Below are 24,018 nucleotides of genomic sequence, written 5' to 3'. Positions count from 1 at the left end.
GTCGTGTGAGCTCGGTCATCTTCGCTGGCGCAGGTACCAGATCCGCGTCGCGGTGGAGCAGATGAACAGCACGACGACCCCGCCGGTCGTCGACGCGAGGCTGCCCGTCACGACGCCGGCCACCGTCAGGGCGCCGCCCACGACGATCGCTACGACGACCCAGATGATCGCGGGACGATCGTCCTGCCGCGGGCGGGCTTGATCAGGCACGGCAGGGGTCTACTTCCGGGCGCATGCGTCAGATGCCCGAGTACGAGTGCTTGCCGTTGATGAACAGGTTCACCACCGTGAAGTTTGCGATCACGACGGCATATCCGACGTACACCAGGTAGGCCGCGCGACGCCCCTGCCAGCCTCGCGTGGTGCGCGCATGCAGGTACGCCGCGTACACGACCCACGCGACAAAGGTCGCGACCTCCTTGGGGTCCCAGCCCCAGTACCGGCCCCACGCCTGCTCGGCCCAGATCGCCCCGCCGATCAGCGTGAGGGTCCACAGCACGAACGCGATCGCATTCAGCCGGAAGGACAGCGCCTCGAGCCTCACCGCGGTCGGCACGGTCCTCAGCCAGGACCACGTGGGACCGGTGATACGCCACCGCCGCAGCGAGCGGCGCAGCTCGTACCCTGCGCGCCATGGCTGGTCGAGTCGCGAGTGCCCGGACTCCCGGCCGTCCTGGAGGACCTGCAGCACCGACGTCGTGAAGGCGACCGTGAAGATTCCCGTGGCCACGATGGCGATGCTGACGTGGATGACCAGCCAGTAGCTCTGCAACGCGGGCTGCACAGCGTCCGCCCGCAGGTAGAACGAGTTCAGCGCCACGATCAGCGCCAGCACGGCGATGCCGGTCACCAGCACCCCAACGAAAGGCAGCATGCGGGTGCGTCGCATCCCCAGGAACACCAGCGCGGCGACGAGGATCCCGAAGATCGTAAACTCGTACATGTTGGCAGTCGGCCATCTGCCGGCTGCCACCCCGCGTAGCGCGACTCCGCCCAGCAGCAGCGCTGTCGCCACGGTGGCCGTCGACCGAGCGATGCCGGCCGCGCGCCCGACGGGCGCGAGCGGTGCCGAGTCCTGCGAGGCAGGCGCTTCGACGCCTGCGGGCCGGGCGCCGACCGCTGCGAGACGACGTTGCGGACGGGCCGAGGCGTCGGCGACGCGCGCGAGGTCAACGGAGTACGCCACCAATGCGATGGTGAACGCCGTCACCGCCCCCCATACGAGCAGTGTGCTGAGGTCACCGACGGACACGTCGGTCAGCCGATCCGGATGAACAACGGGTCCGACTGCCAGATCTCGCGGATCTGCACCGACTTGCCTGGGACCGGGGCGTCGACCTGAAAGTTCCCGCCGGCGTAGATCGCGATGTGGCCCGGCGACCAGATCAGGTCACCGGGCTGCGCCTGGTCCCGGGACACGACCGTGCCGGCGTCCCGCTGCGCGGTCGAGGTCCGCGGGATCGAGATCCCGACCTGGGCGTACGCGTACGACGTGAACCCAGAGCAGTCGAACCCGGCCGGGGTCGTCCCGCCGTACACGTACGGCACGCCGACCAGCGCGGACGCGACCTCGACGACGACGCTGCCGTTCGCGGACGCGGGGGGCGGTGCACCGATCGGCGCGGGCTCGTTCGGCTCGGCGGCCTCGGTGCGCGAGGTGCTGCGCGAGGCGACACCGTCGGGGGGCTGAGCGGGCGACTCCTCGACCACAAGCGGCGGAGGCGGAGGCGGGAGGATCGCGGTCGCGGCCGGGACGTCGAACGACCACGTGGCCGCCGCAGGTGCGACCGCTGACGGGGCGGCGGCGGCCAGGGCCCTCGCCTCATCCAGGACGCTTAAGTCGATCGTGCCGGTGGAGCCGTTCGACGAGGCCGCAGCCGAGGCGGGGTGAGCCGCGAGGGAGACCGCAAGTCCTGACGTGGCCACGACGGCACTAGCGCGCCGGCTGACCGCTGCAGCGCTCACCAGCGCGTTGGTGACGGCGTCGGTGAGCGGGGTGCGGACACGGCCGGGGTTGCGATGGCGCGAGGGGGCACGCAGGTGGGCAGGCATGGTGGCTCCTGGCGCTTGCGAGGTGAGCTGTCGGGTTCGGACGGAGCGTCCGGCCGGCCTCATGGACCGGCTTCACCCCGAGGGCGCCTGCGCTCCCGTGGAACCTCGGTCCCCCGCTCCTGCCATCCGACATCGAAGGGCCGGACGGTGGCAGGACTCGGCATCCGCGCGGCTCCCGGACGAGCGTCCGGATTCTCCGACCGTAGGCGTCGCGTCGCCCGATCGGAGCCGGTGCCGCCGCGTCTTCAGCGAACCTTCATCACCCGCGACAGCGGTCGCCTCGCGAGGTCGCACGGGCGCCGTCCGCGGACCCCGACACCGGTCCTGGGCCTCACGGGCCCGCGGGGGGGCAAGACCTGGTCCGCATGCATCTCTGGTCGAACACCTGGCGGCGTCCTGTATTCGCCACCGACGAAGTTCCCCGTGTGGTGGCACGCGAGGCGCCGGCAATCACATGGGCAGGCGGCCCGTGATCGCGGCTCCGGCGACGTCGACGAGGACGTCGCGACCTGCGGCGAGCAGACCGTCGCGTGCCGCCTTGAGCCGGCTCTGCTTCGGAGACCCGTCCGCGGTGGTGTCGATCAGGGCATCGAGCGCTGCGACGAGACGATCCGCGGCCGTGTCGGGGCTGGGCCACTGCCCGACGGCTTCCAGGCCGGCGGGCATGATGCCGACCACGTAGTTGTCGCGCACCGCCTCGCTGCTGGCGTCACGGACGTCGAGGTGACGATGGCCGAGGTTCGCGAGAGCCGCGACGACCTCCTGGTGCTCGAGGCCGGTGGCTTCGACGAGGTCCTGCGACATCAGCGGCCGCGGCCGCTCCCTGAGCCGGCGCGCGGCCGCCACGAGGACGGGGTAGTCCCGCGCGCTCCACAGGTCGTCCAGACGTTCCAGCGACTCCATGCCGCGAGGCTAGTCGGCCGGCCCGGCGAGGCGGTCGAGACGTCACGACGCTTCGCCTCTGCATCGAGATGTGTCAACATAGAGACATGTCGAATCAGACCACGCCGGTGACTGCCCCGGACGCGACGAGGGGGCGGTTGTCGACGCTCGACCGGTGGCTGCCGGCGTGGATCGGGCTGGCGATGGTCGCGGGCATCGGCCTCGGCCGGTTCGTCCCCGCTCTTGGGGACGCGCTGGCCGAGCTGGAGGTGGGCGGCATCTCGCTGCCGATCGCGCTGGGCCTGCTGGTGATGATGTACCCGGTGTTGGCGAAGGTCCGCTACGACCGGGTCGCTGCGGTGACCGGGGACAAGCGGCTGCTGGTGAGCTCCCTCGCGCTGAACTGGGTCGTGGGCCCGGCGCTGATGTTCGCCCTGGCGTGGGTGTTCCTGCCCGACCTGCCCGAGTACCGCACCGGCCTGATCATCGTCGGCTTGGCGCGGTGCATCGCGATGGTGGTGATCTGGAACGACCTCGCCTGCGGCGACCGTGAGGCGGCCGCGGTGCTGGTCGCGATCAACTCGGTGTTCCAGGTGGTGGCGTTCTCGCTGCTGGGCTGGTTCTACCTGTCCGTGCTGCCTGGATGGCTGGGCCTGGACTCGCAGGGCCTGGACGTGTCCGTCGGGCAGATCGCGGTCAACGTCCTGGTGTTCCTCGGCGTCCCGCTCGCCGCCGGGTTCGCCTCGCGGTGGATCGGTGAGCGCACGCGCGGTCGGGACTGGTACGAGGAGCGGCTCGTCCCGCGGGTGGGTCCGTGGGCGCTGTACGGGTTGCTGTTCACGATCGTGCTGCTGTTCGCGCTGCAGGGTGAGGCCGTGACGTCGCGGCCGCTGGACGTCGCGCGGATCGCACTGCCTCTGCTGGCGTACTTCGCGGTGATGTGGGCCGTGGGCCTGGCCACCGGGCGGGGCCTGGGGCTGGGGTACGCGCGGTCGACGACGCTGGCGTTCACCGCGGCAGGCAACAACTTCGAGCTGGCGATCGCGGTGGCGATCGGGACGTTCGGTGCGACCTCGGGGCAGGCGCTGGCCGGTGTGGTCGGCCCGCTCATCGAGGTCCCGGTCCTGGTCGCCCTGGTCTACGTCAGCCTCTGGGCCAGGGACCGCTGGTTCCGCACGTCTTCGACCTCCCCCGCCACCGCCGAGCTGCAGGAGGCACGCTCATGACCACCATCGCCCCCGACGCGACCACGACCGCCGCCGGCGGCTGCACCCCGCAGCCCTCGCCGGCGGACCACGCGATGGGCGCCGACGCCGCGGCGCACGTCGCCGGCACCCTGAAGGCCCTGGGTGACCCGCTGCGGCTGCGGATGCTGTCGCTGATCGCGACCTCTCCGACCGGCGAGGCGTGCGTGTGCGACCTGGCCACGGTCGCGGAGGTCTCCCAGCCCACCGTCTCGCACCACCTGAAGCTGCTCAAGGACGTCGGGCTGCTGACCTCCGAGCGGCGCGGGACCTGGGTCTACTACCGGGTGCAGCCGGCGCTGCGCGGCGCGGTCACCACCCTGCTGGACTCCTTCGCCCCCGCAGCCGCGGACGCCGCGAACGCGGTCCCGCTGGCCGGGCTCGTCGACGCCGAGGCCGCCCTGGCGCGGATCGCCGACCGGCTCGCCGCGGCGTTCCCCGACCGCGACCCCGGCGCGGTGCTCAGCGTCGTCCGGGAGTCCTACACCGGTCTGGCCCGGTCCTCGGCGATCCGCTCGCACCTGGTCGTCAACGCCGAGCGGTTCGCCCGCCAGCGCCTGACCGACACCGCCCGCGCGATGGACGCCGCGGACACCCGCCCGCAGGTGCTGTTCGTGTGCGTCGCGAACGCCGGCCGCTCCCAGCTCGCCGCCGCCCTGCTGCACCACTACGCCGGGGACGCGATCACCGTCCGGTCCGCGGGGTCCGCGCCGGCCGCGGACGTGCACGCCGCGGTCCGGCCGCTGCTCGCCGAGCTCGGCGCCGACGGCGAGGCGTTCCCCAAGCCGCTGACCGACGACGCGGTCCGCGCCGCGGACGTCGTCATCACGATGGGCTGCGGCGACACCTGCCCGATCCTGCCCGGCAAGCGGTACGAGGACTGGGTCGTCGGCGACCCGGCCCTGGCCTCCGACACCGGGGTGCGGGCGATCCGCGACGAGATCGACCGCCGCGTGCGCGCCCTGCTGACCGACCTCACCCTGCCGACCGCCTGACCCCCGTGGAGAACCTGATGACCGAGAACAAGCCGTCCGCCCTGTTCGTCTGCGTGCACAACGCCGGCCGCTCCCAGATGGCCGCCGGCTACCTGCGGCACCTGTCCGGCGGCGCCGTCGAGGTCCGCTCCGCCGGGTCGATGCCCGCCGAGCAGATCAACCCGGTCGCCGTCGAGGCGATGCTCGAAGAGGGCATCGACATCCGCGCCGAGCGCCCCAAGGTCCTGACCACCGACGCGGTCCAGGCCTCCGACGTGGTGATCACGATGGGCTGCGGCGACGCCTGCCCGATCTTCCCCGGCAAGCGGTACGAGGACTGGGCGCTGGACGACCCGGCCGGGCAGGGCATCGAGTCCGTCCGCCCGATCCGCGACGCGATCCGCGCCCGGGTAGTCGCCCTGCTCGCCGAGCTCGGGGTCGAGCCCGTCACCGCCTGAACCCGCGACACCACGAGGGCCGCACCCACGCACGCCTGAGATGCCGGCCACCCGCCGATCGGAGCGGTGGGCATTGAGGACCGGCGTGTTCAGGCGGTAGTCGGGGGTGGCGAGACCTCGTCTGGATGCATGTCAGGTCGTCCACCTGGCGCAGCCCCGTATTCGTCACCGACTAAGTTCCGCGCCGGGGCCCGCGGGCCCCGTCCGCTAGAGAGGCCACGGCTCCGGGCGTCCCATCGCCCGAGCACGGGTGTTGCCCGCACCGGCCGCGAGCTCGATCGCCACGGAGGGTGAACCTCAGACGGCGCCTTCGCACTTCACGATTCGCCTCGCCCATCCCTGGCGGCGGGGCCACGACCTCGTCGATGGGCCCGTCTGGACGGACACCTGGCGGCGCGCCGCATCGGTCATCGCCGAAGTTCCAGGTGGCGTGCGTGCGTGGCGGAAAGGGCGACCAGCGAACGCCACAGGGGGCGGCCGGCCCGTGCCGTCGGTCCCCGCGATGTCGGGCCCGACCGCCCCCTCAACCCTCCTCTTACGTTAGGGTTGAGACCAGACGGGTCCTGCTGCGCCCTGCGCGCGCGGACTCGCCGCCGACTTCGCGCATCGCTGCGCATGCCAGCGACCTCGCGCGGTCCCATCGATCGAGGTCACCCCTCAATCGGAACGGACTCCTCGTGACGTCACCCCACGCTGCCCCTGTCCACCCGACCGTGCCCGAGGCCGACGTGCAGCACTCGGTGCTGGCCGCGCTGCGGTCGCCGCGGCGTCTGCGGACCGAGGTCCTTGCCGGCCTGGTCGTTGCCCTGGCGCTGATCCCCGAGGCGATCTCGTTCTCGATCCTGGCCGGCGTCGACCCGCGGGTCGGACTGTTCAGCTCGTTCGTGATGGCGGTGTCGATCGCGTTCCTCGGCGGACGTCCGGCGATGATCTCAGCTGCGACCGGCGCGATCGCCCTCGTGATCGCCCCGGTCGCCCGAGACCACGGGCTCGACTACCTTCTGGCCACCGTGATCCTGGGCGGCCTGATCCAGGTGGTCCTCGGCGTCGTCGGTGTCGCGCGGCTGATGCGGTTCATCCCCCGGTCGGTCATGGTCGGATTCGTCAACGCCTTGGCGATCCTGATCTTCCTGGCGCAGGTCCCGCACCTGGTCGACGTGCCGTGGGTGGTCTACCCGCTCGTGGCTATCGGCATCGCGATCATCGTCCTGCTCCCTAAGGTCACCACCGTGGTGCCCGCTCCGCTCGTCGCGATCGTCGTCCTGACCGTGGTGACGGTCGCGTTCTCGGTGCAGGTGCCGCAGGTCCGCGACGAGGGCGCCTTGCCCGACAGCCTCCCGGCGCTGCTGTTCCCGGACGTGCCGCTGAACGTGGAGACGCTGCGCATCATCGCTCCCTATGCGCTGGCGATGGCGCTGGTCGGCCTGCTCGAATCGCTGATGACGGCCAAGCTCGTCGACGACGTGACCGACACCCACTCGAACAAGACCCGCGAGGCGTGGGGCCAGGGCACGGCGAACGTGCTGTCCGGGTTCTTCGGCGGCATGGGCGGCTGCGCGATGATCGGCCAGACGATGATCAACGTGAAGGCATCCGGGGCGCGCACTCGGATCTCCACGTTCCTGGCTGGGGTGTTCCTGCTGGTGCTGGTGGTCGGTCTCGGCGACGTAGTCGGGATCATCCCGATGGCGGCGCTGGTCGCGGTCATGGTCATCGTGTCGGTGGCAACCTTCGACTGGCACTCGATCAAGCCCGCCACCCTGCGGCGCATGCCGCTCAGCGAGACCGTCGTGATGGTGCTGACGGTGGCCGTAGTCGTCGCTACCCACAACCTCGCCTACGGCGTCGTCGTCGGCGTGGTCGCCGCGATGGTGCTGTTCGCCCGCCGCGTCGCGCACCTGACCACGGTGACGCGGCTGGACTCCTCGGACGACGACGGCGAGCGGGTCTACGCGGTTTCCGGCGAGCTGTTCTTCGCCTCGTCCAACGACCTCGTCTACCAGTTCGACTACACCGGCGACCCCGAGCGCGTGGTGATCGACCTGTCCGACGCGCACGTCTGGGACGCGTCCACCGTCGCGACGCTCGACGCGATCACGACCAAGTACGCCGCGAAGGGCAAGCAGGCCACGATCATCGGCTTGAACGAGGACAGCGCCCGCCGGCACGGCCGCCTCGCCGGTCAGCTCGGCGGCGGTCACTGACCGCTCGGCCGTCGCCGGCTGCGATCAGGCGCGGTCGGCGGCGGCCCGCCCGGACTGCTCGTACATGAAGCGACGGAAGTCCTCGGCGACGTCGAGCTTCTTGCGCAGCGCGCGGGCGCGTTCGTCGGCAGCCGCGCGGTAGGTGCGCAGCCGGTCGAGCAGGCTCTCGCGGGTCTCGCCGGCGACGCCGTCCGCCTGGAGCCCGTCGAGGATCTCAAGCAGGTCGCCCATCTCCTCCAGGGAGAAGTCCAGCGGCTTCATCCGCATGATGAGCTTCAGGCGCTCGACGTCCGGTTCGGTGTAGAGCCGGAAACCCCCCTGGCTGCGGGCCGACGGCTCCGCCAGCCCGACCTCGCCGTAATAGCGGATGGTGCGCAGCGACAGGCCCGTGCGCTCGGCCACCTCGCCGATCTGCATGTGCCGCGTGTCCACCACGCTCTCCCTTCCGCCAGCGACGCCCGAGCATAGCCACTCCGGGCCGGGCCGAAGCCCGCGCCAAGCTGCTTCGCGTCCCCAGTCAGGATGCGGAGATTCACCCGCCCGAGGGCACGGCCAACGGGTGACGGCGACGACACATACTCTCACCTCACGTTAGAGTCGAGTCGAGCGATTCGCCCGATTTGCCTGGTTTGGTGGCGCGCGCTGACGGCAACGCCAGGAGAGGCCCTCTGTGACCACACCGAGCACCAGCACCGCCCGCCGCACCAGCGGTGACGACCGCACACCCCCGACCCCCGGGCCCCGCACGCTGCGGGACTTCCTGTCCGCGGTCCGGGAGGACCACCGGATCAACTCCGAAGGCTTGTGGACCCCGGGGTTCTATGCCGCCGCCACGCACCGCTGGGGCACCTGGATCGACTCCCCGGGCTTCCCGCGCGCCCTACGTCCGGTCGCGTCCGCAGCCCAGCAGCTGGCGTACGTCGTGGTGCGCAACGTCGCCGGCATCCAGATCCCGCACACCGTGCAGCTGGGCAGGCGCGTGCGCATCGCGCACCAGCACGGCATCGTCATCCACCCGCACGCCGAGATCGGCGACGACTGCGTCATCCGCCAGGGCGTCACCCTCGGCGCCGGCTCGGGCGACCCCGCCACCTTCCACGCCCAGGCCCCCCGGATCGGGCGCGGCGTCTCGCTCGGCGCCGGGTGCGTCCTGGTGGGGCGGGTGGTCGTCGGTGACGGCGCCACCATCGGCCCCAACGCCGTGGTGATGACCCACGTGCCCGCCGGCGCCACGGTGCTCGCACCACCCCCGCGCGTCATCCCCGCCCGCCCCCGACCCGGAGACGCGTGATGAAGACGTACCTCGACCAGGCGCTCGCCCACCACACGACCGGCGACGCACCCGCAGCCCTGCACGCCCTCGCCCGCCTTGCCCGAACCGAGCCCGACTTCACCACCTGGGCGACCGCCGACCGGCTGCTCGGCCGGATGCGCGCCACCGACGCCCTGCACACGTGGGCCCGGCGCACCGTCCGGCTCGCCCTGGCATCCAGCCACACCAGCGGTCAGCTCGCCGCGGCGCTGCGCGTGGCGGCGCTGGCCCACGGCATCGCGCTGGAGACCTACGAGTCCGGCTACCGCGCCTACGAGCCGACGATCCTCGACCCGACCTCCGAGCTCTACGCCTTCGCGCCCGACGTCGTCCTGCTGGTCATCGACCAGCGCGACATGCGCCTGCCCGAGGTGTCCACCGACCCCGAGGGTGACGTCACCGCCGAGGCGGGGCGCTGGCGCGGGATGTGGGCCACGCTCGCCGAGCGCACCGGCGCCACGATCGTGCAGACGACGTTCGTGCCGACGCCCGATGACGCCCTCGGCGACCTCGGTGCCGTCCACCCCGGTGGCCGCCGCCGCCTGGTGCGTGCGGTCAACGACGCACTGGCCGACGCCCTGCCGGCCGATGTGTACCTGGTCGACGCCGAGTTGGTGGCCGCCGAGGTCGGTATCCCGGTCTGGTCCGACGAGCGCTTCTGGTTCGCGTCCAAGCACGCGGTCGGCCTCGGCGCCGTCGGGCCGCTCGCCGTGCGGGCGATGGACGCGGTGGCCGCCGCGCGCGGGTTGTCCCGCAAGGTCGTCGTGCTGGACCTGGACAACACCCTGTGGGGTGGCGTGATCGGCGAGGACGGCCTGGCCGGCATCGCCCTGGGCGGCGGGCCCGCCGGCGAGGCGTTCGTCGCGTTCCAGCGGTACGTCTCCTCGCTGCGCCGTCGCGGTCTGGTGCTGGCGGTCTCGTCCAAGAACAACCCCGACGACGCGCGGCTACCGTTCACCGAACACCCGGAGATGGTGCTCTCTTTGGAGGATTTCGTCGCGTTCGAGGCGTCGTGGGACGACAAGCCCTCGGCCCTGCGCGCGATCGCTGCCGACCTCGACCTGGGGATGGACGCCCTGGTGTTCGTCGACGACAACCCGCTCGAGCGCGAGCGCGTCCATCACGAACTGCCCGAGGTCGCGGTCGTCGACCTCCCCACCGACCCGTCCGGGTACGTGCGTGCCCTGCGCCGGTTCCCCGGGCTACAGACCGTCGCGCTCAGCGAGGAGGACTCCCGGCGCACCGAGCAGTACCGCGCCCGTCGGCGGGCGCGCGATCACGCCGCCGGCGCCGGCACCGCGGAGGAGTTCCTCGCCGGCCTCGAGATGACCGCGACGATCGAGACCCTCGCCGCCACCAACCTGGCCCGGATCGTGCAGCTGATCGGCAAGACCAACCAGCTCAACCTGACCGGCCGCCGACACACCACCGCCGCCGTCGAAGCACTCGCCGCCGCCCCGGGAGCGGTGGTCTGGGGCATGCGGGTCCGCGACCGGTTCGACGACCACGGCCTGGTCGCCGCCCTCATCGCCGTCCCAGACGGCGATGACCTCGTCATCGACACATTCGTCATGTCCTGCCGCGTCCTGGGCCGGACCGCTGAGAACGCCCTGCTCGCCGCACTGGCCGACCACGCACGCGACCGCGGTCACGCCCGGGTCGTCGCCCACTACGTCCCCTCGGGACGCAATGCCCCGGCCGCCCCGATCCTGCCCGGGACCGGGTTCTCCCCCGTGGACGACCCTGGCGCACGTGATGAGCACGGCCACGGGCCCACCCAGACCTGGGAGCTGACGGCGGGCCACGCCCCCCGCCGACCCGGCTACATCACCGTGGTCCTTCCCGACGCCGCTCCCCAGACCACCACAGCCTGACCGGAGGAACACGCACGTGCCCACCACCGAGGACCAGGTCCACGACGTCATCCGCGACGTCCTCCTCCAGCCCGACCTGCAGCTCACCGACACCACCACCGCCGGAGACGTGGAGGGCTGGGACTCCCTCGCGCACATCAGCATCCTGTTCTCCCTGGAGTCCGCGTTCGGGATCCGGTTCGCCGACGCCGAGATGGGCTCCATCCAGAACGTCGGCGAGCTGGTCACCCTGATCCAGGCCAAGACCGGGACCTGAGCCGCGCAGTCGACGGGAGGCCCGACATGCCGACGATGCGCCTGGACGTCTCCGTCGTGATCGCTGCTCGCGACGCGGCCGCCACCCTGCCCGCCCAGCTCAGGGCCCTCGCCCGCCAGGACTTCGCCGGCGACTGGGAGGTCCTGGTCGCCGACAACGGCTCGCGCGACGCCACTGCGCAGGTCGTCGGGCAGGCCCCGCGGCGGCTTCCGGCGCTCCGGGAGCTCAGGTACGTCGACGCCTCGGCGCAGCGCGGTGCCGGACCCGCGCGCAACGCTGCGGCCTCGGTCGCACGAGGCGACGTGCTCGCCTTCTGCGACGCGGACGACGTCGTCGCTGACGACTGGCTGCGCACCCTGCTGGCGGCCGTGCACCGCACCGACGCGCTCGTCGGTGGACGGCTGGAATGGCAGCGGCTGAACGCCGCATCGACCCTCAGCGCGCGTGCACTTCCCCAGACCGACGGACTGCAGCACAGCGGCCCGGTCTGGTGGCTACCCTCAGCCAGCTCCAGCAACCTCGCAGTGCCAGCGGATGCCTTCCGCCGCGTCGGTGGCTTCGACCCCGCTGCCCGCTACCTCGAAGACACCGACCTGTGCTGGCGCGCGCAGCTCGAGGGTGCGTCGCTGCACTACGAGCACGACGCCGTCGTCCACATGCGGCTACGAGAGAACGCACGAGGCGCCTTCGCCCAAGGCCGTGGGAACGCGTCGGGGCAACGCTGGCTGCAGAGCCGCTACGCACCCGTGGCGGGGCAGCACCGCTTGGCCGGCGGTCCGGACGAGTGCTCGGCCGCGCCTCGTCATGCGCCGGCGAGCAAAGCCGCCAGGCTGGTGCGTCGCGTGCGCGCGGAGGCCGCGGCGATCGCTCGGGTACGTGCACGCGGTGACGTGCACGCACTGGCATGGAACTGGGGGTTCGCCTACGGGTACCGGCTCCCCACGGGTCCCACGCCGAACCCCATCACCCCGGGCGGCGACCGCGACCTCATCGACCGAAGTGCTTGATCCGGCCTCTCAACTGGGCGCTCGGCCGCGCAACCCCAGCCGTGCCAGTGGCGTCCCGGACATGCCCAGCCCGTCGATGCGGCGGTGCTCAACCCCGAACAGGTCGCTGAACAACGACGCGGGGAGATCGCTGGCCATGGAGATCAGTGCAGCGTTGCGCGTGCGACGCACTGTCCAGCTGGGCGTCGGGGGGACGTTCAGCGCGACAGCGTCTGGTCGCGCCGACGGCCTCGCCCGACGCACGTTGCATCGACGTGTGCCAACATAGAGACATGTCGAACCAAGCCGCCCTCAGGGACATCGTCATCGTCGGTTCCGGACCCGCCGGGTACACCGCCGCGATCTACGCGGCGCGCGCGGGCCTGTCCCCCTACGTGGTGGCGGGCTCCGTCACCGCGGGCGGTGCGCTGATGAACACCACCGACGTCGAGAACTTCCCCGGCTTCCCCGACGGGATCCTGGGCCCGGACCTCATGGACAACCTGCAGAAGCAGGCCGAGCGGTTCGGCGCCGAGGTGCTGTGGGACGACGCCGTCTCCCTCGACCTGGCCGGCCCGGTCAAGACCGTCGTGACCGGCGGCGGCGAGACCATCCGCGCCCGCGCGGTGATCCTGTCCACCGGCTCCGCCTACCGCGAGCTGGGTCTGGAGGACGAGAAGCGGCTCTCGGGCCGGGGCGTGTCCTGGTGCGCGACCTGCGACGGCTTCTTCTTCAAGGACCAGGACATCATCGTGGTCGGCGGTGGCGACTCCGCGGTCGAGGAGGCCACGTTCCTGACCCGGTTCGGCAAGTCCGTGACGATGGTGCACCGCCGCGACGAGCTGCGGGCCTCGAAGATCATGGCGGACCGCGCCAAGAACGACCCGAAGATCCAGTTCGCCTGGAACTCCGAGGTCGTCGGCATCCACGGCCAGGACAAGGTCACCGGCGTGACGCTGCGCGACACGATCACCGGCGAGACCCGCGAGCACGACGCGACCGGCATCTTCGTGGCGATCGGCCACGTCCCGCGCACCGAGCTGCTGGTCGGGCAGGTCGACCTGGACGAGAACGGCTACATCGTCGTCGAGGGCCGGTCCACCCGGACCAACCTGCCGGGCGTGTTCGCGGCCGGGGACGCCGTCGACCACACCTACCGCCAGGCGATCACCGCGGCCGGCTCCGGCTGCGCCGCCGCGCTCGACGCCCAGCACTACCTCGCCGCGCTCGGCGACGTCGACCCCGCCTCCCCCGCGGAGATCCCCTCCGCCGTCGAGGCCGCCACCGTCGACGCCGCCGACGCCGTGAGCGCCCCGGGCGCCGACACGGCCGCCGCGGCGGTGGCCCGATGAGCGCGCAGACCCCCGACCTGACCGCGACGCGCGGTCGGCTGTCCACGCTCGACCGGTGGCTGCCGGTGTGGATCGGTCTCGCGATGGTCGCCGGCCTCGCGCTGGGCCGGTTCGTCCCCGTTCTGGGCGAGGCGCTGGCCGAGCTGGAGGTCGGCGGGATCTCCCTGCCGATCGCGCTCGGCCTGCTCGTGATGATGTACCCGGTGCTGGCCAAGGTGCGCTACGACCGGGTCGCCGCGGTGACCGGCGACAAGCGGCTGCTGGTCAGCTCCCTCGCGCTGAACTGGGTCGTCGGCCCCGCGCTGATGTTCGCGCTCGCCTGGGTGTTCCTGCCCGACCTGCCGGAGTACCGGACCGGGCTGATCATCGTCGGCCTGGCCCGGTGCATCGCGATGGTCGTCATCTGGAACGACCTCGCCTGCGGTGACCGCGAAGCGGCGGCCGTGCTGGTGGCGATCAACTCGGTATTCCAGGTCGTGGCGTTCTCGCTGCTCGGCTGGTTCTACCTCACCGTGCTGCCCGGCTGGCTGGGCCTGGACCCCGCGGGGCTCGACGTGTCGATCGGGCAGATCGCGGTCAACGTCCTGGTGTTCCTCGGCGTCCCGCTCGCCGCCGGGTTCGCGTCCCGGTGGATCGGCGAGCGCACCCGCGGACGCGACTGGTACGAGGAGCGGTTCATCCCGCGCATCGGCCCCTGGGCGCTGTACGGGCTGCTGTTCACCATCGTGCTCCTCTTCGCCCTGCAGGGCGACGCGGTCACCTCGCGCCCGCTCGACGTGGCGCGGATCGCACTGCCCCTGCTCGTCTACTTCGCGGTCATGTGGGGCGTCGGCATGCTGACCGGCCGGGGCCTCGGACTCGGGTACGCACGCTCCACCACGCTGGCGTTCACCGCCGCGGGCAACAACTTCGAGCTCGCCATCGCCGTCGCCATCGGCACGTTCGGCGCCACCTCCGGGCAGGCGCTCGCCGGCGTCGTCGGCCCGCTGATCGAGGTCCCGGTCCTCGTCGGGCTGGTCTACGTCTCGTTGTGGGCCGGCCGACGCTGGTTCACCGACACCGCTCCTCCCGTTCCCGCCGCCGCACCGCAGGAGGTCCGCTCATGACCGCCACGACTCCCACCGCCCCGCCCGTCGACGAGGCGTGCCAGCCCTCCCCCGCCGACCACGCGATGGGCCTGGACGCCGCCACCCAGGTTGCCGGCACGCTCAAGGCCCTGGGCGACCCGCTGCGGCTGCGGATGCTCTCGCTCATCGCGACGTCGCCGTCCGGCGAGGCGTGCGTGTGCGACCTGGCCACGGTCGCCGAGGTCTCCCAGCCGACGGTCTCCCACCACCTCAAGCTGCTCAAAGACGTCGGCCTGCTCACCTCCGAGCGGCGCGGCACCTGGGTCTACTACCGGGTGCAGCCCGCCCTGCGCGGCGCGGTCACGACCCTGCTGGACTCGTTCGCGCCGGTGGCGGCCGAGGCGGCGCACCTCTCACCCCTCACGGGCCTAACCGACGCCGAGACCGCCCTGGCACGGATCGCCGACCGACTGGCCGCCGCGTTCCCCGACCGCGACCCCGCGGCGGTCCTGACGGTCGTCCGCGAGTCCTACACCGGACTGGCCCGGTCCTCGGCCGTCCGCTCCCACCTCGTGGTGAACACCGAGCGGTTCGCCCGGCAGCGTCTCACGGACGCCGAGCGGGCGATCACGGCAGCCACCGCCCACCGCCCGCAGGTGCTGTTCGTCTGCGTCGCCAACGCCGGCCGCTCCCAGCTCGCCGCCGCCCTGCTGCACCACTACGCCGGCGACCAGGTCGTCGTGCGGTCCGCCGGTTCCGCGCCGGCCGGTGAGGTGCATCCCGGGGTCCGGCCGTTGCTCGAGGAGCTGTCCGCCGACGCCGAGGCGTTCCCCAAGCCCCTCACCGACGACGCCGTCCGCGCAGCGGACGTGGTCATCACCATGGGCTGCGGTGACACCTGCCCGATCCTGCCCGGCAAGCGCTACGAGGACTGGGTCGTCGGCGACCCCGCCCTGGCCTCCGACAGCGGGGTGCGATCGATCCGCGACGAGATCGACCGCCGCGTGCGCGCCCTGCTCGCCGACCTGCTGCCCGACCTGCCCGTCCCCGCCTGACCCCTGAGGAGACCCCGATGAGCGAGACCACGAAGCCCTCCGCCCTGTTCGTCTGCGTGCACAACGCCGGCCGTTCCCAGATGGCCGCCGGCTACCTGCGGCACCTGTCGGGCGGCGCGGTCGAGGTCCGGTCCGCCGGCTCGATGCCTGCGGACCAGATCAACCCGATCGCGGTCGAGGCGATGCTCGAGGAGGGCATCGACATCCGCGCCGAGCGCCCCAAGGTGCTCACCACCGACGCCGTGCAGGCCTCCGACGTGGTCATCACCATGGGCTGCGGCGACGTCTGCCCGATCTTCCCCGGCAAGCGGTACGAGGACTGGGCCCTGGCGGACCCCGCCGGCCAGGGCATCGAGTCCGTGCGCCCGATCCGCGACGAGATCCGCCGCCGCATCGAGGTGCTGCTGGACGAGCTCGGCGTCCAGCAGGTCGCCTGATCCTCAGGACCGGTCCAGAAGGCGCAGGTACGCTCCATGGGTGCCGACCTCCGCAGCAGACGAGCGGCGCACCGACTCCGGTGCGCCGCCGCTGCGCACTGTCCGGTTGGTGCTCGCCCGCGAGGAGGCCGAGCGGACCGCGAGCGTGCTGCGGGCGGTGTCCGACCCCACTCGCCTGCAGCTGCTGAGCATGGTGCACCACAGCCCCGACGGGCGCGCCCGGGTCAAGGACCTGGCGGCGGCGCTCGAGCTGCGGTCTCCGACGATCAGCCACCACGTGTCGATGCTGGTCGAGGCCGGCGTGCTCGCCCGGGAGCCGGTGGGACGCGAGGCGTGGTTCAGTATCGTCCCCGACCGTCTCGCCGCGATCGCGGACCTCTTGCGCTGACCATCGCTCCAACCGACCTCAGGTCGTGGTTGCGGTGACGACTGCCGCTGACCAGGCGCTCGTCCTGGGCGACCCTGACGCGCTCCAGGTCCTCACGCTGGTCATGACCGATGCGCGCGGTGGCGCCGGCCCTGGTGAGCTCGTCGGCCCCGGTGTCTCTTCCCGGACGGTGCAGGCGTGCCTGGACCGTCTGCTGACCGTCGGACTCGTCGAGCAGACCGGTACGGGTGCAGGCGGCCGGTACACCGCCACCGCTGATGCGTACATGCGATTCGGGTCCGTCGTAGAGCCCGCCGCACCGCCCGGGCTCGCGACAGTCCGCACGCACGCCGCGGCGCTCGACCGGGTCGCGGCCGACCTCGCCGGTACCTTCCGTGGGGTCTTCAGCGAGCAGACCGTGGCCCGGTACGTCCACGACAGCTACGACCTGCTCTCGCGCCGGGCGAGGGTGGCGCAGCACCTGCCTGTCCTGGCTGCGCGGTTCGCGAGCGACCGCCTGAGCTCGCTCGCCCGCGGCGAGGGCAGGGTTCCCCGTCGCGGTTCGGAGGTTCTGTTCGTGTGCATCCGCAATGCCGCCAGATCGCAGATCGCGGCGGCTGCGCTGCGCCACCACGCCGGTGAGACCGTCGCCGTGCGCACCGCCGGCTCGGCACCGGCGGCGGCGGTCGACCCGGCGGTCGTGGCGGCGATCACCCGCCGGGGCTGGTCGATGGCCCTGGAGTTCCCCAAGCCGCTGACGGACGACGTGGTGCGAGCGGCGGACTACGTCGTCAGCCTCGGGTGCGGTGACGCGTGCCCGGTCTACCCAGGACGGCACTACCTGGACTGGGACGTCCTCGACCCGGCCGTGGAGGGCGTCGACATCGAGGCGGTGGTGACCGACCTCGAGTGGCGCGTGCTGGGGCTGCTCACGCAGATCGACTCGCGGCCCCCGAGCTGCTGAGCGCGGTCACCTCCAGCCGGTACCCGAGTCCACGCACCGTTCCGATCGCTGCCGGGGCGCCTGCTCGGGCGAAGTGCCGGCGCAGGCGCGCGACCGCGGCTACCAGGTTGCCGTCCTGGTCGGAGGTGGACGGCCACAGGCGCCACAGCTGCTCGCGCGGTACCACCCGGCCCGGGCTCTGCACCAGGGCGAGCAGGAGGTTCATCTCACGGCGGGCCAGCCCCAAGGGGATCCCGCTCCAGGTCGCTTCGTACGCGCCGGGGTCGACGACCAGGTCACCTGCCGACAGTACGGACCCGCCGGGCGGCCGCGCCGGCCACACCTCGCCCAGGCGCGCCAGGACGTCGTCGAGCTCCAGCGGCAGGCGCAGCACGGGCAGCGCACCGGCGAGCACTGCGTCGGCCGGCGGGAGCCCGCCCGCCGGGTCCCACGCCAGCAGCACCGGCAGCGCCAGCTCGGCGCGTAACGCCTGGACCACCGGACCGACCCCCGGCTGGTCGTCGTCCGCGAGCAGCACGGCGACCTGCACCGGCCGCACGGCGAACCGCACGAGCGCGGCGATCGGGTCGGCGCACCGAAGGACCACCAGGTCGACCCCCGCGAGCTCGCGGGTGAGGCCGTCGTCCAGGGCGTGTCCCGGGTCGATCACGCCGACCGTCCCGGCCGCGCCCTCGCGCCGCCAGGCGCGCACGGCGCCCTCGGCTCGGCGGGACTGCGGCGTGCTGAGCCGCCGCGTCGTCGTGGCACTCATGGTCCCCTCCGGGGTCTCAGCCGAACCGGCCGCTGATGTAGTCCTCGGTGCGCTGGTCGGCTGGCTTCTCGAACAGCCGGGCTGTCGTGTCGAACTCGACCAGCACTCCGTGCCGCTCACCGGCATCGTCGACGTCGGCGGTGAAGAAGGCGGTCCGATCGGCGACGCGTGCTGCCTGCTGCATGTTGTGCGTGACGATGACGATCGTGTAGCGCTCGCGCAGCTCTGCCATCAGGGTCTCGATACGCAGCGTCGCGATGGGGTCGAGCGCGGAGCAGGGCTCGTCCATCAGGATCACGTCCGGCTCGACAGCGATCGTGCGGGCGATGCACAGCCGCTGCTGCTGCCCCCCGGACAGCCCGTAGGCGCTCTGCTTGAGCTTGTCCTTGACCTCGTCCCACAGCGCAGCCCGGGTCAGCGCCTCCTCGACGAGGTCGTCCATCGAGGACGGGCGCATTCCGGTGACTCGAGGCCCGTAGGCGACGTTGTCGTAGATGGACTTGGGGAACGGGTTCGGCTTCTGGAACACCATGCCGATGCGGCGACGGACCTCGATCGGGTCCACACCCTTGGCGTAGAGGTCCTGACCGTGGTACCTCACGGAGCCGGCCACTCGCGCGGAGTCGACCAGGTCGTTCATCCGGTTCAGGGACCGCAGGATGGTGGACTTGCCGCACCCGGAGGGGCCGATCAGCGCGGTGATCTCGTTGAGCCCGAACGTCAGGGAGACGTCCCGGACGGCCTGGTACGGGCCGTAGTACACGCTGACGTCCTCGCACTCGAGGACCGGGGAAGGGGTCTCGGGGATCTCCCGGTGCGCCCCGGCGCGCGGCCGGGCGTCCAGGGAGCCGGTGTCGTCCGGGTGCACGTCGCGCCCGGTCGTGGTGCTCGTCATGTCGCAGTCCTCGGGGAGCGGGGTCACCAGCGACGCTGGGACCGGTTGCGGATGATGATCGCCAGCGCGTTCATGGCGAGCAGGATCACCACGAGCAGCACCGACGCGGCGGCAGCCAGCTCGCGGAACCCGGCCTGGGGGCTGTTGGTCCACCCGAAGATCTGGATGGGCATGGTGGTGAAGCCGCTAAGAAGCCCGTTTGGGTCGAAGGAGATGAACACCAGCGCGCCGAGCAGTAGGAGCGGTGCGGCCTCGCCCAGGGCCCGCGACAGCGCCAGGATCGTCCCGGTGGAGATGCCCGGGACCGCGGCCGGCAGCGTCACGCGCCACGTCGTCTGCAGCTCGGTGGCGCCCAGCGCGAGTGACGCTTGGCGCTGTTCGCGGGGCACGGCACGCAGCGCCTCGCGGGTCGAGATGATGATGACCGGCAGGATCAGCAGGGCCAGCGCGAGCGCTCCGCCGATGACGATGTTCTTGTTCTGCACCCCGATCAGCGACAGGGTCCCGATCGCGAGCATCCCGTAGATGATCGAGGGGATCGCCGACAGGTTCTGGATGTTGAGCTCCAGCAGCCGGTTGAAGCGGCTGTGCCGGTCGGCGAACTCCTCCAGGTGCACGGCGGCGGCGATCCCGAGCGGGACCGCGAGGACCGCCGTGGTGCCGATCACCCACAGCGAGCCCAGGATGGCCGGCCGGGCACCGGCCTCCTCTGGGCGGGACGACGGGTACTCCGTGAGCAAGGTCGAGTCGAGGCGGTCGCCCGCTTCGATGATCGTGCTGACCAGAAGGGTCACCAGCGTCGCGAACGCGACGAGCAGGCTCGCCCAGAGCAGAACGAGGAAGAGAGTCGCGCCAGGGCTGCGTTCCCGGGAGTGCTGCCCGATCGGCAGTGCCTGGGCGCGGGAGGTGGTGGTGGCGGTCATCAGTACTCCTGCCGGAACCGGCGCACGAGGCGGATGCTGATCAGGTTCACGACGAACGTCAGCAGGAACAGCAGCAGCCCGACCGCGAACAAGGTGTCGTACTCGAGGGAACCGACCCGCGAGTCCCCGAGCGCCATGCGGGCGATGAACCCGGTCATGGTGGCGCCCTCCATGGTCGGGTCGGTGACCATCTGGGGCCGGGCGCCGGCGGCGATTGCGACGATCATCGTCTCGCCGATCGCCCGCGAGATGCCCAGGACCACTGCGGCGACGATCCCGGACAGCGCCGCCGGGAAGACGACCCGCAGCGTGGTCTGCATCCGGTTCGATCCCAGCGCCGCAGAGCCTTCACGCAGCGCGTGGGGCACCGCGCTCATCGCGTCCTCGGACAGCGAGGCGACGGTCGGGATGATCATCACCCCCATCACCAGCCCTGCGGCCAGGATGGAGAACGTCCCGACGTCGATGCCGAGCCAGTCGCGCAGCGCCGGGCCGACGAAGCTCAGCGCGAAGAACCCGAAGACGACCGTCGGGACACCTGCGAGGAGCTCAAGGATCGGCTTGAGGATCCGGCGGACCCGAGGGCGGGCGTACTCGGCGAGGTAGGCGGCCGCACCCAGGCCGCACGGGACCGCCACGGCGAGGGCGATCAGCGTGGTCCACGCGGTGGCGGTGATCAGCGGCAGCACTCCGAACGACGGGTCGGCGAACTGCGGGGCCCAGCGGGTCCCGGTCAGGAACTCGACAACCGATACCTGCTGGAAAAATCCGATCGCCGGGACCAGCAGGGAGACGACGATGCCGGCGGTGATGAGCACCGACAGCCCCGCCGCCGCCCGCAGCAGGAGGCGGATCACGGTCTCGCCGTGACGCGAACGCGTCCGGCCCAGGCCCCAGTCGGCGGGCAGGCCGGAACGGCCCTGCTCGGCAGGGCCGCTCCGGAGGTGCTGCGTGGCGGTCACGTCAGTCGACCAGCGCGGCCAGCTCGTCCTGGGCCGTCTGACGCTGCTCGTCGGTCAGCGGGACGAACAGGGCGTCGGTGGCCGCCTGCTCGCTGTTCGCGACGTAGAAGTCCACGAAGTTCCGCAGCGCCTCGTTGTCGGCGTACTTGGCGTTGTTCACGTAGATGAACAGCGGGCGGCCCAGCGGGACGTAGGTGCCGTCCTGCACGGTCTCGGTGGACGGGACCACGCAGCCCTCGCCGCCATCGACGCCGACCAGCTTGATCTGGTCGGCGTACTCCTCCGCGTAGGACAGGCCGAAGAAGCCCGTGCCGCCGGTCGCACCGGTCACGCCCTGCACCGTCAGGTTGTCGTCCTCCGACGGGGAGTAGTCGGCACGGATCGCGCCCTCCTCACCGTTGATCGCCTCAGTGAAGTAGTCGAAGGTGCCCGAGTCGGTCCCGGCGCCGTACAGCTCCAGCGGCTCGTCCGGGAAGGACGGGTCGACCTGCTGCCACGAGGTGACCTCGCCCTCGGACTCCGGGCCCCAGATCGTGGCGAGCTGCTCGACCGTGAGGCAGTCCACCCAGTCGTTCTCCGGGTTCACGACGACCGACAGGCCGTCGTTGGCCACCACGATCTCGGTGTACTCGATGCCGGCGTCGGCGCACGCCTGGACTTCCTCGTCCTTGATCGGGCGGGAGGCGTCGGAGATGTCGGTCTCGTCGGCGCAGAAGCGCTTGAAGCCACCGCCGGTGCCCGAGGTGGCGACCGTGACGTTCACGCCCGGCTGCTCGTCGCGGTACAGGGTGGCGGCGGCGGAGCTCAGCGGCTCGACCGTGGAGGACCCGTCGATGACGACCTCACCGCTCAGGCCGTTGCCGGAGCCGGAGGGCCCGGAGGCGGAACCGGACTGCTGGCCGCCGCACGCGGTCAGCGCGAGGACGAGGGCCGCTGCACCGGCAACGGCGGCAGGGAGCTGGCGCGGGAAGGACACGTCGGATCCTGTCTGATCGAGGGCATGGGTCCCGGGCGGGACGCGATCGATAGAAGACCGTCTACACGAACTCCAGGTGAACCCGAGATGAACGAACGCCGATGAGTAGACGTCTGTCTATCGTTGCGTGCGGACTCGCGCTCCGGCGGCCCGCCACCTGTGGTTCACCGACGTCGTGTTGACTGCCCGCAGGATCCTCAGCCCAGAAGGGAACGTCCATGCACCTGGTCGTCGTCGGCGGTTCGGACGCCGGGATCAGCGCCGCGCTGCGCGCCCGCGAGCTCGACCCGCAGGCCGAGGTGACCGTGGTGGTCGCCGACGCCTACCCGAACTACTCGATCTGCGGGATCCCGTACTACATCTCCGGTGACGTGCCGGACTGGCACGACCTCGCGCATCGCACTCGCGAGCAGCTCGACGCCGCGGGGATCCACTTGCTGCTCGAGACCGTCGCCACCCGGATCGACGCCGAGGGGCAGCGGCTGCAGGTGCGTCACGCCGACGACGGCGAGCGCTGGCTGCCGTACGACGCGCTCGTCGTGGGGACCGGCGCGGTCCCGGTGCGCCCGCCGATCCACGGCCTCGACGGGCTCCGCACCGCCGACGGGGTGCACCTGCTGCACACCATGGGCGACACCTTCGCACTCACCGACTCGCTGGATGAGCGCACCGTGCGCTCGGCGCTGATTGTCGGCGCCGGGTACGTGGGGGTGGAGATGGCCGAAGGGCTGACCGCTCGCGGCGTCCATGTCACGCAGGTCGAGGCGCTGCCCGAGGTGCTGCCGACGGTCGACCCCGAGCTCGGGGCACTGATCCGGGCCGAGCTGGTGCGCAACGGTGTCGACGTCCGCACCGCGACCACCGTCACCCACGTCGAGCGGGGGACGGGCACCGGCGCGCGGCTGCACGTGGCTGCGACCGGCTCGGACGGGGAGATGTCCTGGGACGTCGACCTGGTCCTCGTCGTCGTCGGGGTTCAACCCGACACCGGCCTGCTCGTCGGGGCCGGCGCGACGACCGGGCCGCGAGGTGCGGTGCTGGTCGAACCCGACATGTCCACCGGGCTGCCGCAGGTGTGGGCGGCCGGCGACTGCGTGGTCACCCACCACCGGATTCTCGGCACCAGCTACCTGCCGCTGGGCACCACCGCCCACAAGCAGGGGCGGGTCGCCGGAGAGAACGCCGTGGGCGGCCGGGCACGGTTCGCCGGCAGCGTCGGCACCCAGGTGGTCAAGGTCTTCGACCTCGTCGCCGCCCGCACCGGCTTGCGCGAGCACGAGGCCACCGCCGCCGGCTTCCACCCGGTGACGACCGCCAGCACGCCGGACGACCACAAGCGGTACTACCCCGGCGCGGCGCCGATCAGCATCCGCATCACCGGCGACGCCACCACGGGCCGCCTGCTCGGCGCCCAGCTGGTCGGGACCCGCACCACCCAGACCGCCAAGCGTGTGGACACGTTCGCCGCTGCGCTGTTCCACGAGATGGATGTCGCCAGCATGGCCGACCTGGACCTCGCTTATACCCCGCCGCTCGGGTCGCCCTGGGATGCGGTCCAGGTCGCCGCCCAGGCGTGGGTCGCCGGGCACCGGCTCGAGGCCGAGCGCGCCTCGCTGGGACGCGAGGCCGTCGAGCGGAAGCCCGCGGTGCTGTTCGTCTGCGTCCACAACGCCGGCCGGTCCCAGCTGGCCGCGGGACTGGCCGCGGCCTACGCCGGAGACCGCCTGACCGTGCTGTCGGCCGGCACCGAGCCGGACGACGCGGTGTCTTCAACTGTCCTGGCGTCCCTCGACGAGCTCGGGATCGACCGTCACGACGAGACGCCTCGCCTCATCACCGCCGAGATCGCCGCGCAGGCCGACGTGATCGTCGCGCTCAAGCCGGGGCTGGAACTGCCTGGACATCCGCACGTCGAGATTTGGGCGCTGCCCGACCCCGCCGGGTGGACCCTCGACGGCATCCGCGGTCTGCGAGACCACCTCGACCGGCGCGTCCGCGTCCTGGTCGACGAACTGCTCGCGCCCTGA

The 24,018-nt window shown here is 71.9% G+C and carries 25 protein-coding genes and 1 riboswitch; of the genes, 15 read left to right on the top strand and 10 right to left on the bottom strand.

Going from position 1 to position 24,018, the window contains the following annotated elements; genetic code table 11:
• Positions 1-15 precede the first annotated feature (15 nt).
• The 4 genes from P9841_RS13180 to P9841_RS13165 form a co-directional block, all read right to left on the bottom strand.
• Entirely contained in the window at positions 16-210 is a 195-nt protein-coding gene (locus tag P9841_RS13180; protein WP_283319104.1) for a hypothetical protein, read from the bottom strand.
• 28 nt (positions 211-238) lie between these two features.
• Positions 239-1,252 (bottom strand): c-type cytochrome biogenesis protein CcsB, encoded by a 1,014-nt coding sequence (ccsB, locus tag P9841_RS13175; protein ID WP_283319103.1) that lies wholly within the window; start codon positions 1,250-1,252, stop codon positions 239-241.
• A gap of 5 nt (positions 1,253-1,257) precedes the next feature.
• Positions 1,258-1,926, bottom strand: a complete 669-nt coding sequence (locus tag P9841_RS13170) for a C40 family peptidase (protein WP_283319102.1) — start codon at positions 1,924-1,926, stop codon at positions 1,258-1,260.
• Between the two features lie 140 nt (positions 1,927-2,066).
• A riboswitch (cyclic di-AMP (ydaO/yuaA leader) is annotated at positions 2,067-2,190 on the bottom strand.
• Between the two features lie 312 nt (positions 2,191-2,502).
• A complete protein-coding gene (locus P9841_RS13165) occupies positions 2,503-2,955 on the bottom strand; it encodes a hypothetical protein (RefSeq protein ID WP_283319101.1) in 453 nt (150 codons plus the stop codon).
• Positions 2,956-3,041: 86 nt separating this feature from the next.
• Between P9841_RS13165 and arsB (P9841_RS13160) the strand changes: the two genes are divergently transcribed.
• From arsB (P9841_RS13160) to P9841_RS13145, 4 genes are all read left to right on the top strand, one after another.
• Complete coding sequence (arsB, locus tag P9841_RS13160; protein WP_283319100.1) at positions 3,042-4,160, top strand: ACR3 family arsenite efflux transporter; 1,119 nt, start codon at positions 3,042-3,044, stop codon at positions 4,158-4,160.
• Positions 4,157-5,173 carry a metalloregulator ArsR/SmtB family transcription factor gene (locus P9841_RS13155; RefSeq protein ID WP_146840456.1) on the top strand — a complete coding sequence of 339 codons (1,017 nt, stop codon included), beginning with the start codon at positions 4,157-4,159 and terminating at the stop codon, positions 5,171-5,173. Before arsB (P9841_RS13160) ends, P9841_RS13155 begins: the two co-directional genes overlap by 4 nt.
• 17 nt (positions 5,174-5,190) lie before the next feature.
• Complete coding sequence (locus P9841_RS13150; protein WP_283319099.1) at positions 5,191-5,610, top strand: arsenate reductase ArsC; 420 nt, start codon at positions 5,191-5,193, stop codon at positions 5,608-5,610.
• 677 nt (positions 5,611-6,287) lie between these two features.
• The gene (locus P9841_RS13145; RefSeq protein ID WP_146840454.1) at positions 6,288-7,814 is read left to right on the top strand and encodes a SulP family inorganic anion transporter; all 1,527 of its coding nucleotides are present in this window, start codon (positions 6,288-6,290) and stop codon (positions 7,812-7,814) included.
• 24 nt (positions 7,815-7,838) lie between these two features.
• Here P9841_RS13145 and P9841_RS13140 read toward each other — a convergent pair whose 3' ends face one another.
• A complete protein-coding gene (locus tag P9841_RS13140) occupies positions 7,839-8,246 on the bottom strand; it encodes a MerR family transcriptional regulator (protein WP_502847643.1) in 408 nt (135 codons plus the stop codon).
• Between the two features lie 238 nt (positions 8,247-8,484).
• Here P9841_RS13140 and P9841_RS13135 point away from each other — a divergent pair, with 238 nt between their 5' ends.
• The 10 genes from P9841_RS13135 to P9841_RS13090 all read left to right on the top strand — a co-directional run bounded on the left by P9841_RS13135 (position 8,485) and on the right by P9841_RS13090 (position 17,484).
• Positions 8,485-9,105: a serine O-acetyltransferase gene (locus tag P9841_RS13135; protein ID WP_283319098.1), complete on the top strand. Its 621-nt coding sequence runs from the start codon at positions 8,485-8,487 to the stop codon at positions 9,103-9,105.
• On the top strand, positions 9,105-11,000 hold the full coding sequence (locus P9841_RS13130) for an HAD-IIIC family phosphatase (protein WP_283319097.1): 1,896 nt from the start codon (positions 9,105-9,107) through the stop codon (positions 10,998-11,000). The genes P9841_RS13135 and P9841_RS13130 overlap by 1 nt, the downstream gene beginning before the upstream one ends.
• Before the next feature lie 16 nt (positions 11,001-11,016).
• Positions 11,017-11,256 (top strand): acyl carrier protein, encoded by a 240-nt coding sequence (locus tag P9841_RS13125; RefSeq protein WP_146840451.1) that lies wholly within the window; start codon positions 11,017-11,019, stop codon positions 11,254-11,256.
• A gap of 26 nt (positions 11,257-11,282) precedes the next feature.
• Positions 11,283-12,263, top strand: a complete 981-nt coding sequence (locus P9841_RS13120; protein ID WP_283319096.1) for a glycosyltransferase family 2 protein — start codon at positions 11,283-11,285, stop codon at positions 12,261-12,263.
• Between the two features lie 272 nt (positions 12,264-12,535).
• On the top strand, positions 12,536-13,594 hold the full coding sequence (gene trxB / locus P9841_RS13115; RefSeq protein WP_283319095.1) for a thioredoxin-disulfide reductase: 1,059 nt from the start codon (positions 12,536-12,538) through the stop codon (positions 13,592-13,594).
• On the top strand, positions 13,591-14,700 hold the full coding sequence (arsB, locus tag P9841_RS13110; RefSeq protein WP_283319094.1) for an ACR3 family arsenite efflux transporter: 1,110 nt from the start codon (positions 13,591-13,593) through the stop codon (positions 14,698-14,700). The genes trxB and arsB (P9841_RS13110) overlap by 4 nt, the downstream gene beginning before the upstream one ends.
• Positions 14,697-15,716, top strand: a complete 1,020-nt coding sequence (locus P9841_RS13105; RefSeq protein ID WP_283319093.1) for a metalloregulator ArsR/SmtB family transcription factor — start codon at positions 14,697-14,699, stop codon at positions 15,714-15,716. The genes arsB (P9841_RS13110) and P9841_RS13105 overlap by 4 nt, the downstream gene beginning before the upstream one ends.
• Positions 15,717-15,733: 17 nt before the next feature.
• Positions 15,734-16,153: an arsenate reductase ArsC gene (locus P9841_RS13100; RefSeq protein ID WP_283319092.1), complete on the top strand. Its 420-nt coding sequence runs from the start codon at positions 15,734-15,736 to the stop codon at positions 16,151-16,153.
• Positions 16,154-16,193: 40 nt separating this feature from the next.
• Positions 16,194-16,541 carry an ArsR/SmtB family transcription factor gene (locus P9841_RS13095; RefSeq protein ID WP_283319091.1) on the top strand — a complete coding sequence of 116 codons (348 nt, stop codon included), beginning with the start codon at positions 16,194-16,196 and terminating at the stop codon, positions 16,539-16,541.
• A 34-nt stretch (positions 16,542-16,575) separates the two neighbouring features.
• Complete coding sequence (locus P9841_RS13090) at positions 16,576-17,484, top strand: arsenate reductase/protein-tyrosine-phosphatase family protein (protein WP_283319090.1); 909 nt, start codon at positions 16,576-16,578, stop codon at positions 17,482-17,484.
• On the opposite strand, the gene P9841_RS13085 is transcribed toward P9841_RS13090, so the two are convergent.
• The 5 genes from P9841_RS13085 to P9841_RS13065 form a co-directional block, all read right to left on the bottom strand.
• Complete coding sequence (locus P9841_RS13085) at positions 17,450-18,235, bottom strand: winged helix-turn-helix transcriptional regulator (protein WP_283319089.1); 786 nt, start codon at positions 18,233-18,235, stop codon at positions 17,450-17,452. The two genes, P9841_RS13090 and P9841_RS13085, sit on opposite strands and share 35 nt — an antisense overlap.
• A gap of 16 nt (positions 18,236-18,251) precedes the next feature.
• The gene (gene pstB / locus P9841_RS13080; RefSeq protein ID WP_283321953.1) at positions 18,252-19,043 is read right to left on the bottom strand and encodes a phosphate ABC transporter ATP-binding protein PstB; all 792 of its coding nucleotides are present in this window, start codon (positions 19,041-19,043) and stop codon (positions 18,252-18,254) included.
• A 110-nt stretch (positions 19,044-19,153) separates the two neighbouring features.
• Entirely contained in the window at positions 19,154-20,053 is a 900-nt protein-coding gene (pstA, locus tag P9841_RS13075) for a phosphate ABC transporter permease PstA (RefSeq protein ID WP_283319088.1), read from the bottom strand.
• On the bottom strand, positions 20,053-21,015 hold the full coding sequence (gene pstC / locus P9841_RS13070; protein ID WP_283319087.1) for a phosphate ABC transporter permease subunit PstC: 963 nt from the start codon (positions 21,013-21,015) through the stop codon (positions 20,053-20,055). Before pstC ends, pstA begins: the two co-directional genes overlap by 1 nt.
• A 1-nt stretch (position 21,016) precedes the next feature.
• Positions 21,017-21,991 (bottom strand): PstS family phosphate ABC transporter substrate-binding protein, encoded by a 975-nt coding sequence (locus P9841_RS13065; protein WP_283319086.1) that lies wholly within the window; start codon positions 21,989-21,991, stop codon positions 21,017-21,019.
• Between the two features lie 218 nt (positions 21,992-22,209).
• Here P9841_RS13065 and P9841_RS13060 point away from each other — a divergent pair, with 218 nt between their 5' ends.
• The gene (locus tag P9841_RS13060) at positions 22,210-24,018 is read left to right on the top strand and encodes an FAD-dependent oxidoreductase (protein ID WP_349306896.1); all 1,809 of its coding nucleotides are present in this window, start codon (positions 22,210-22,212) and stop codon (positions 24,016-24,018) included.

Source organism: Cellulomonas sp. ES6 (assembly GCF_030053835.1).
In the GTDB taxonomy this organism is placed as follows: domain Bacteria; phylum Actinomycetota; class Actinomycetes; order Actinomycetales; family Cellulomonadaceae; genus Cellulomonas.
Note: the sequence above shows the minus strand (reverse complement) of the source record. Positions and strands in the feature narration are given on the sequence as shown.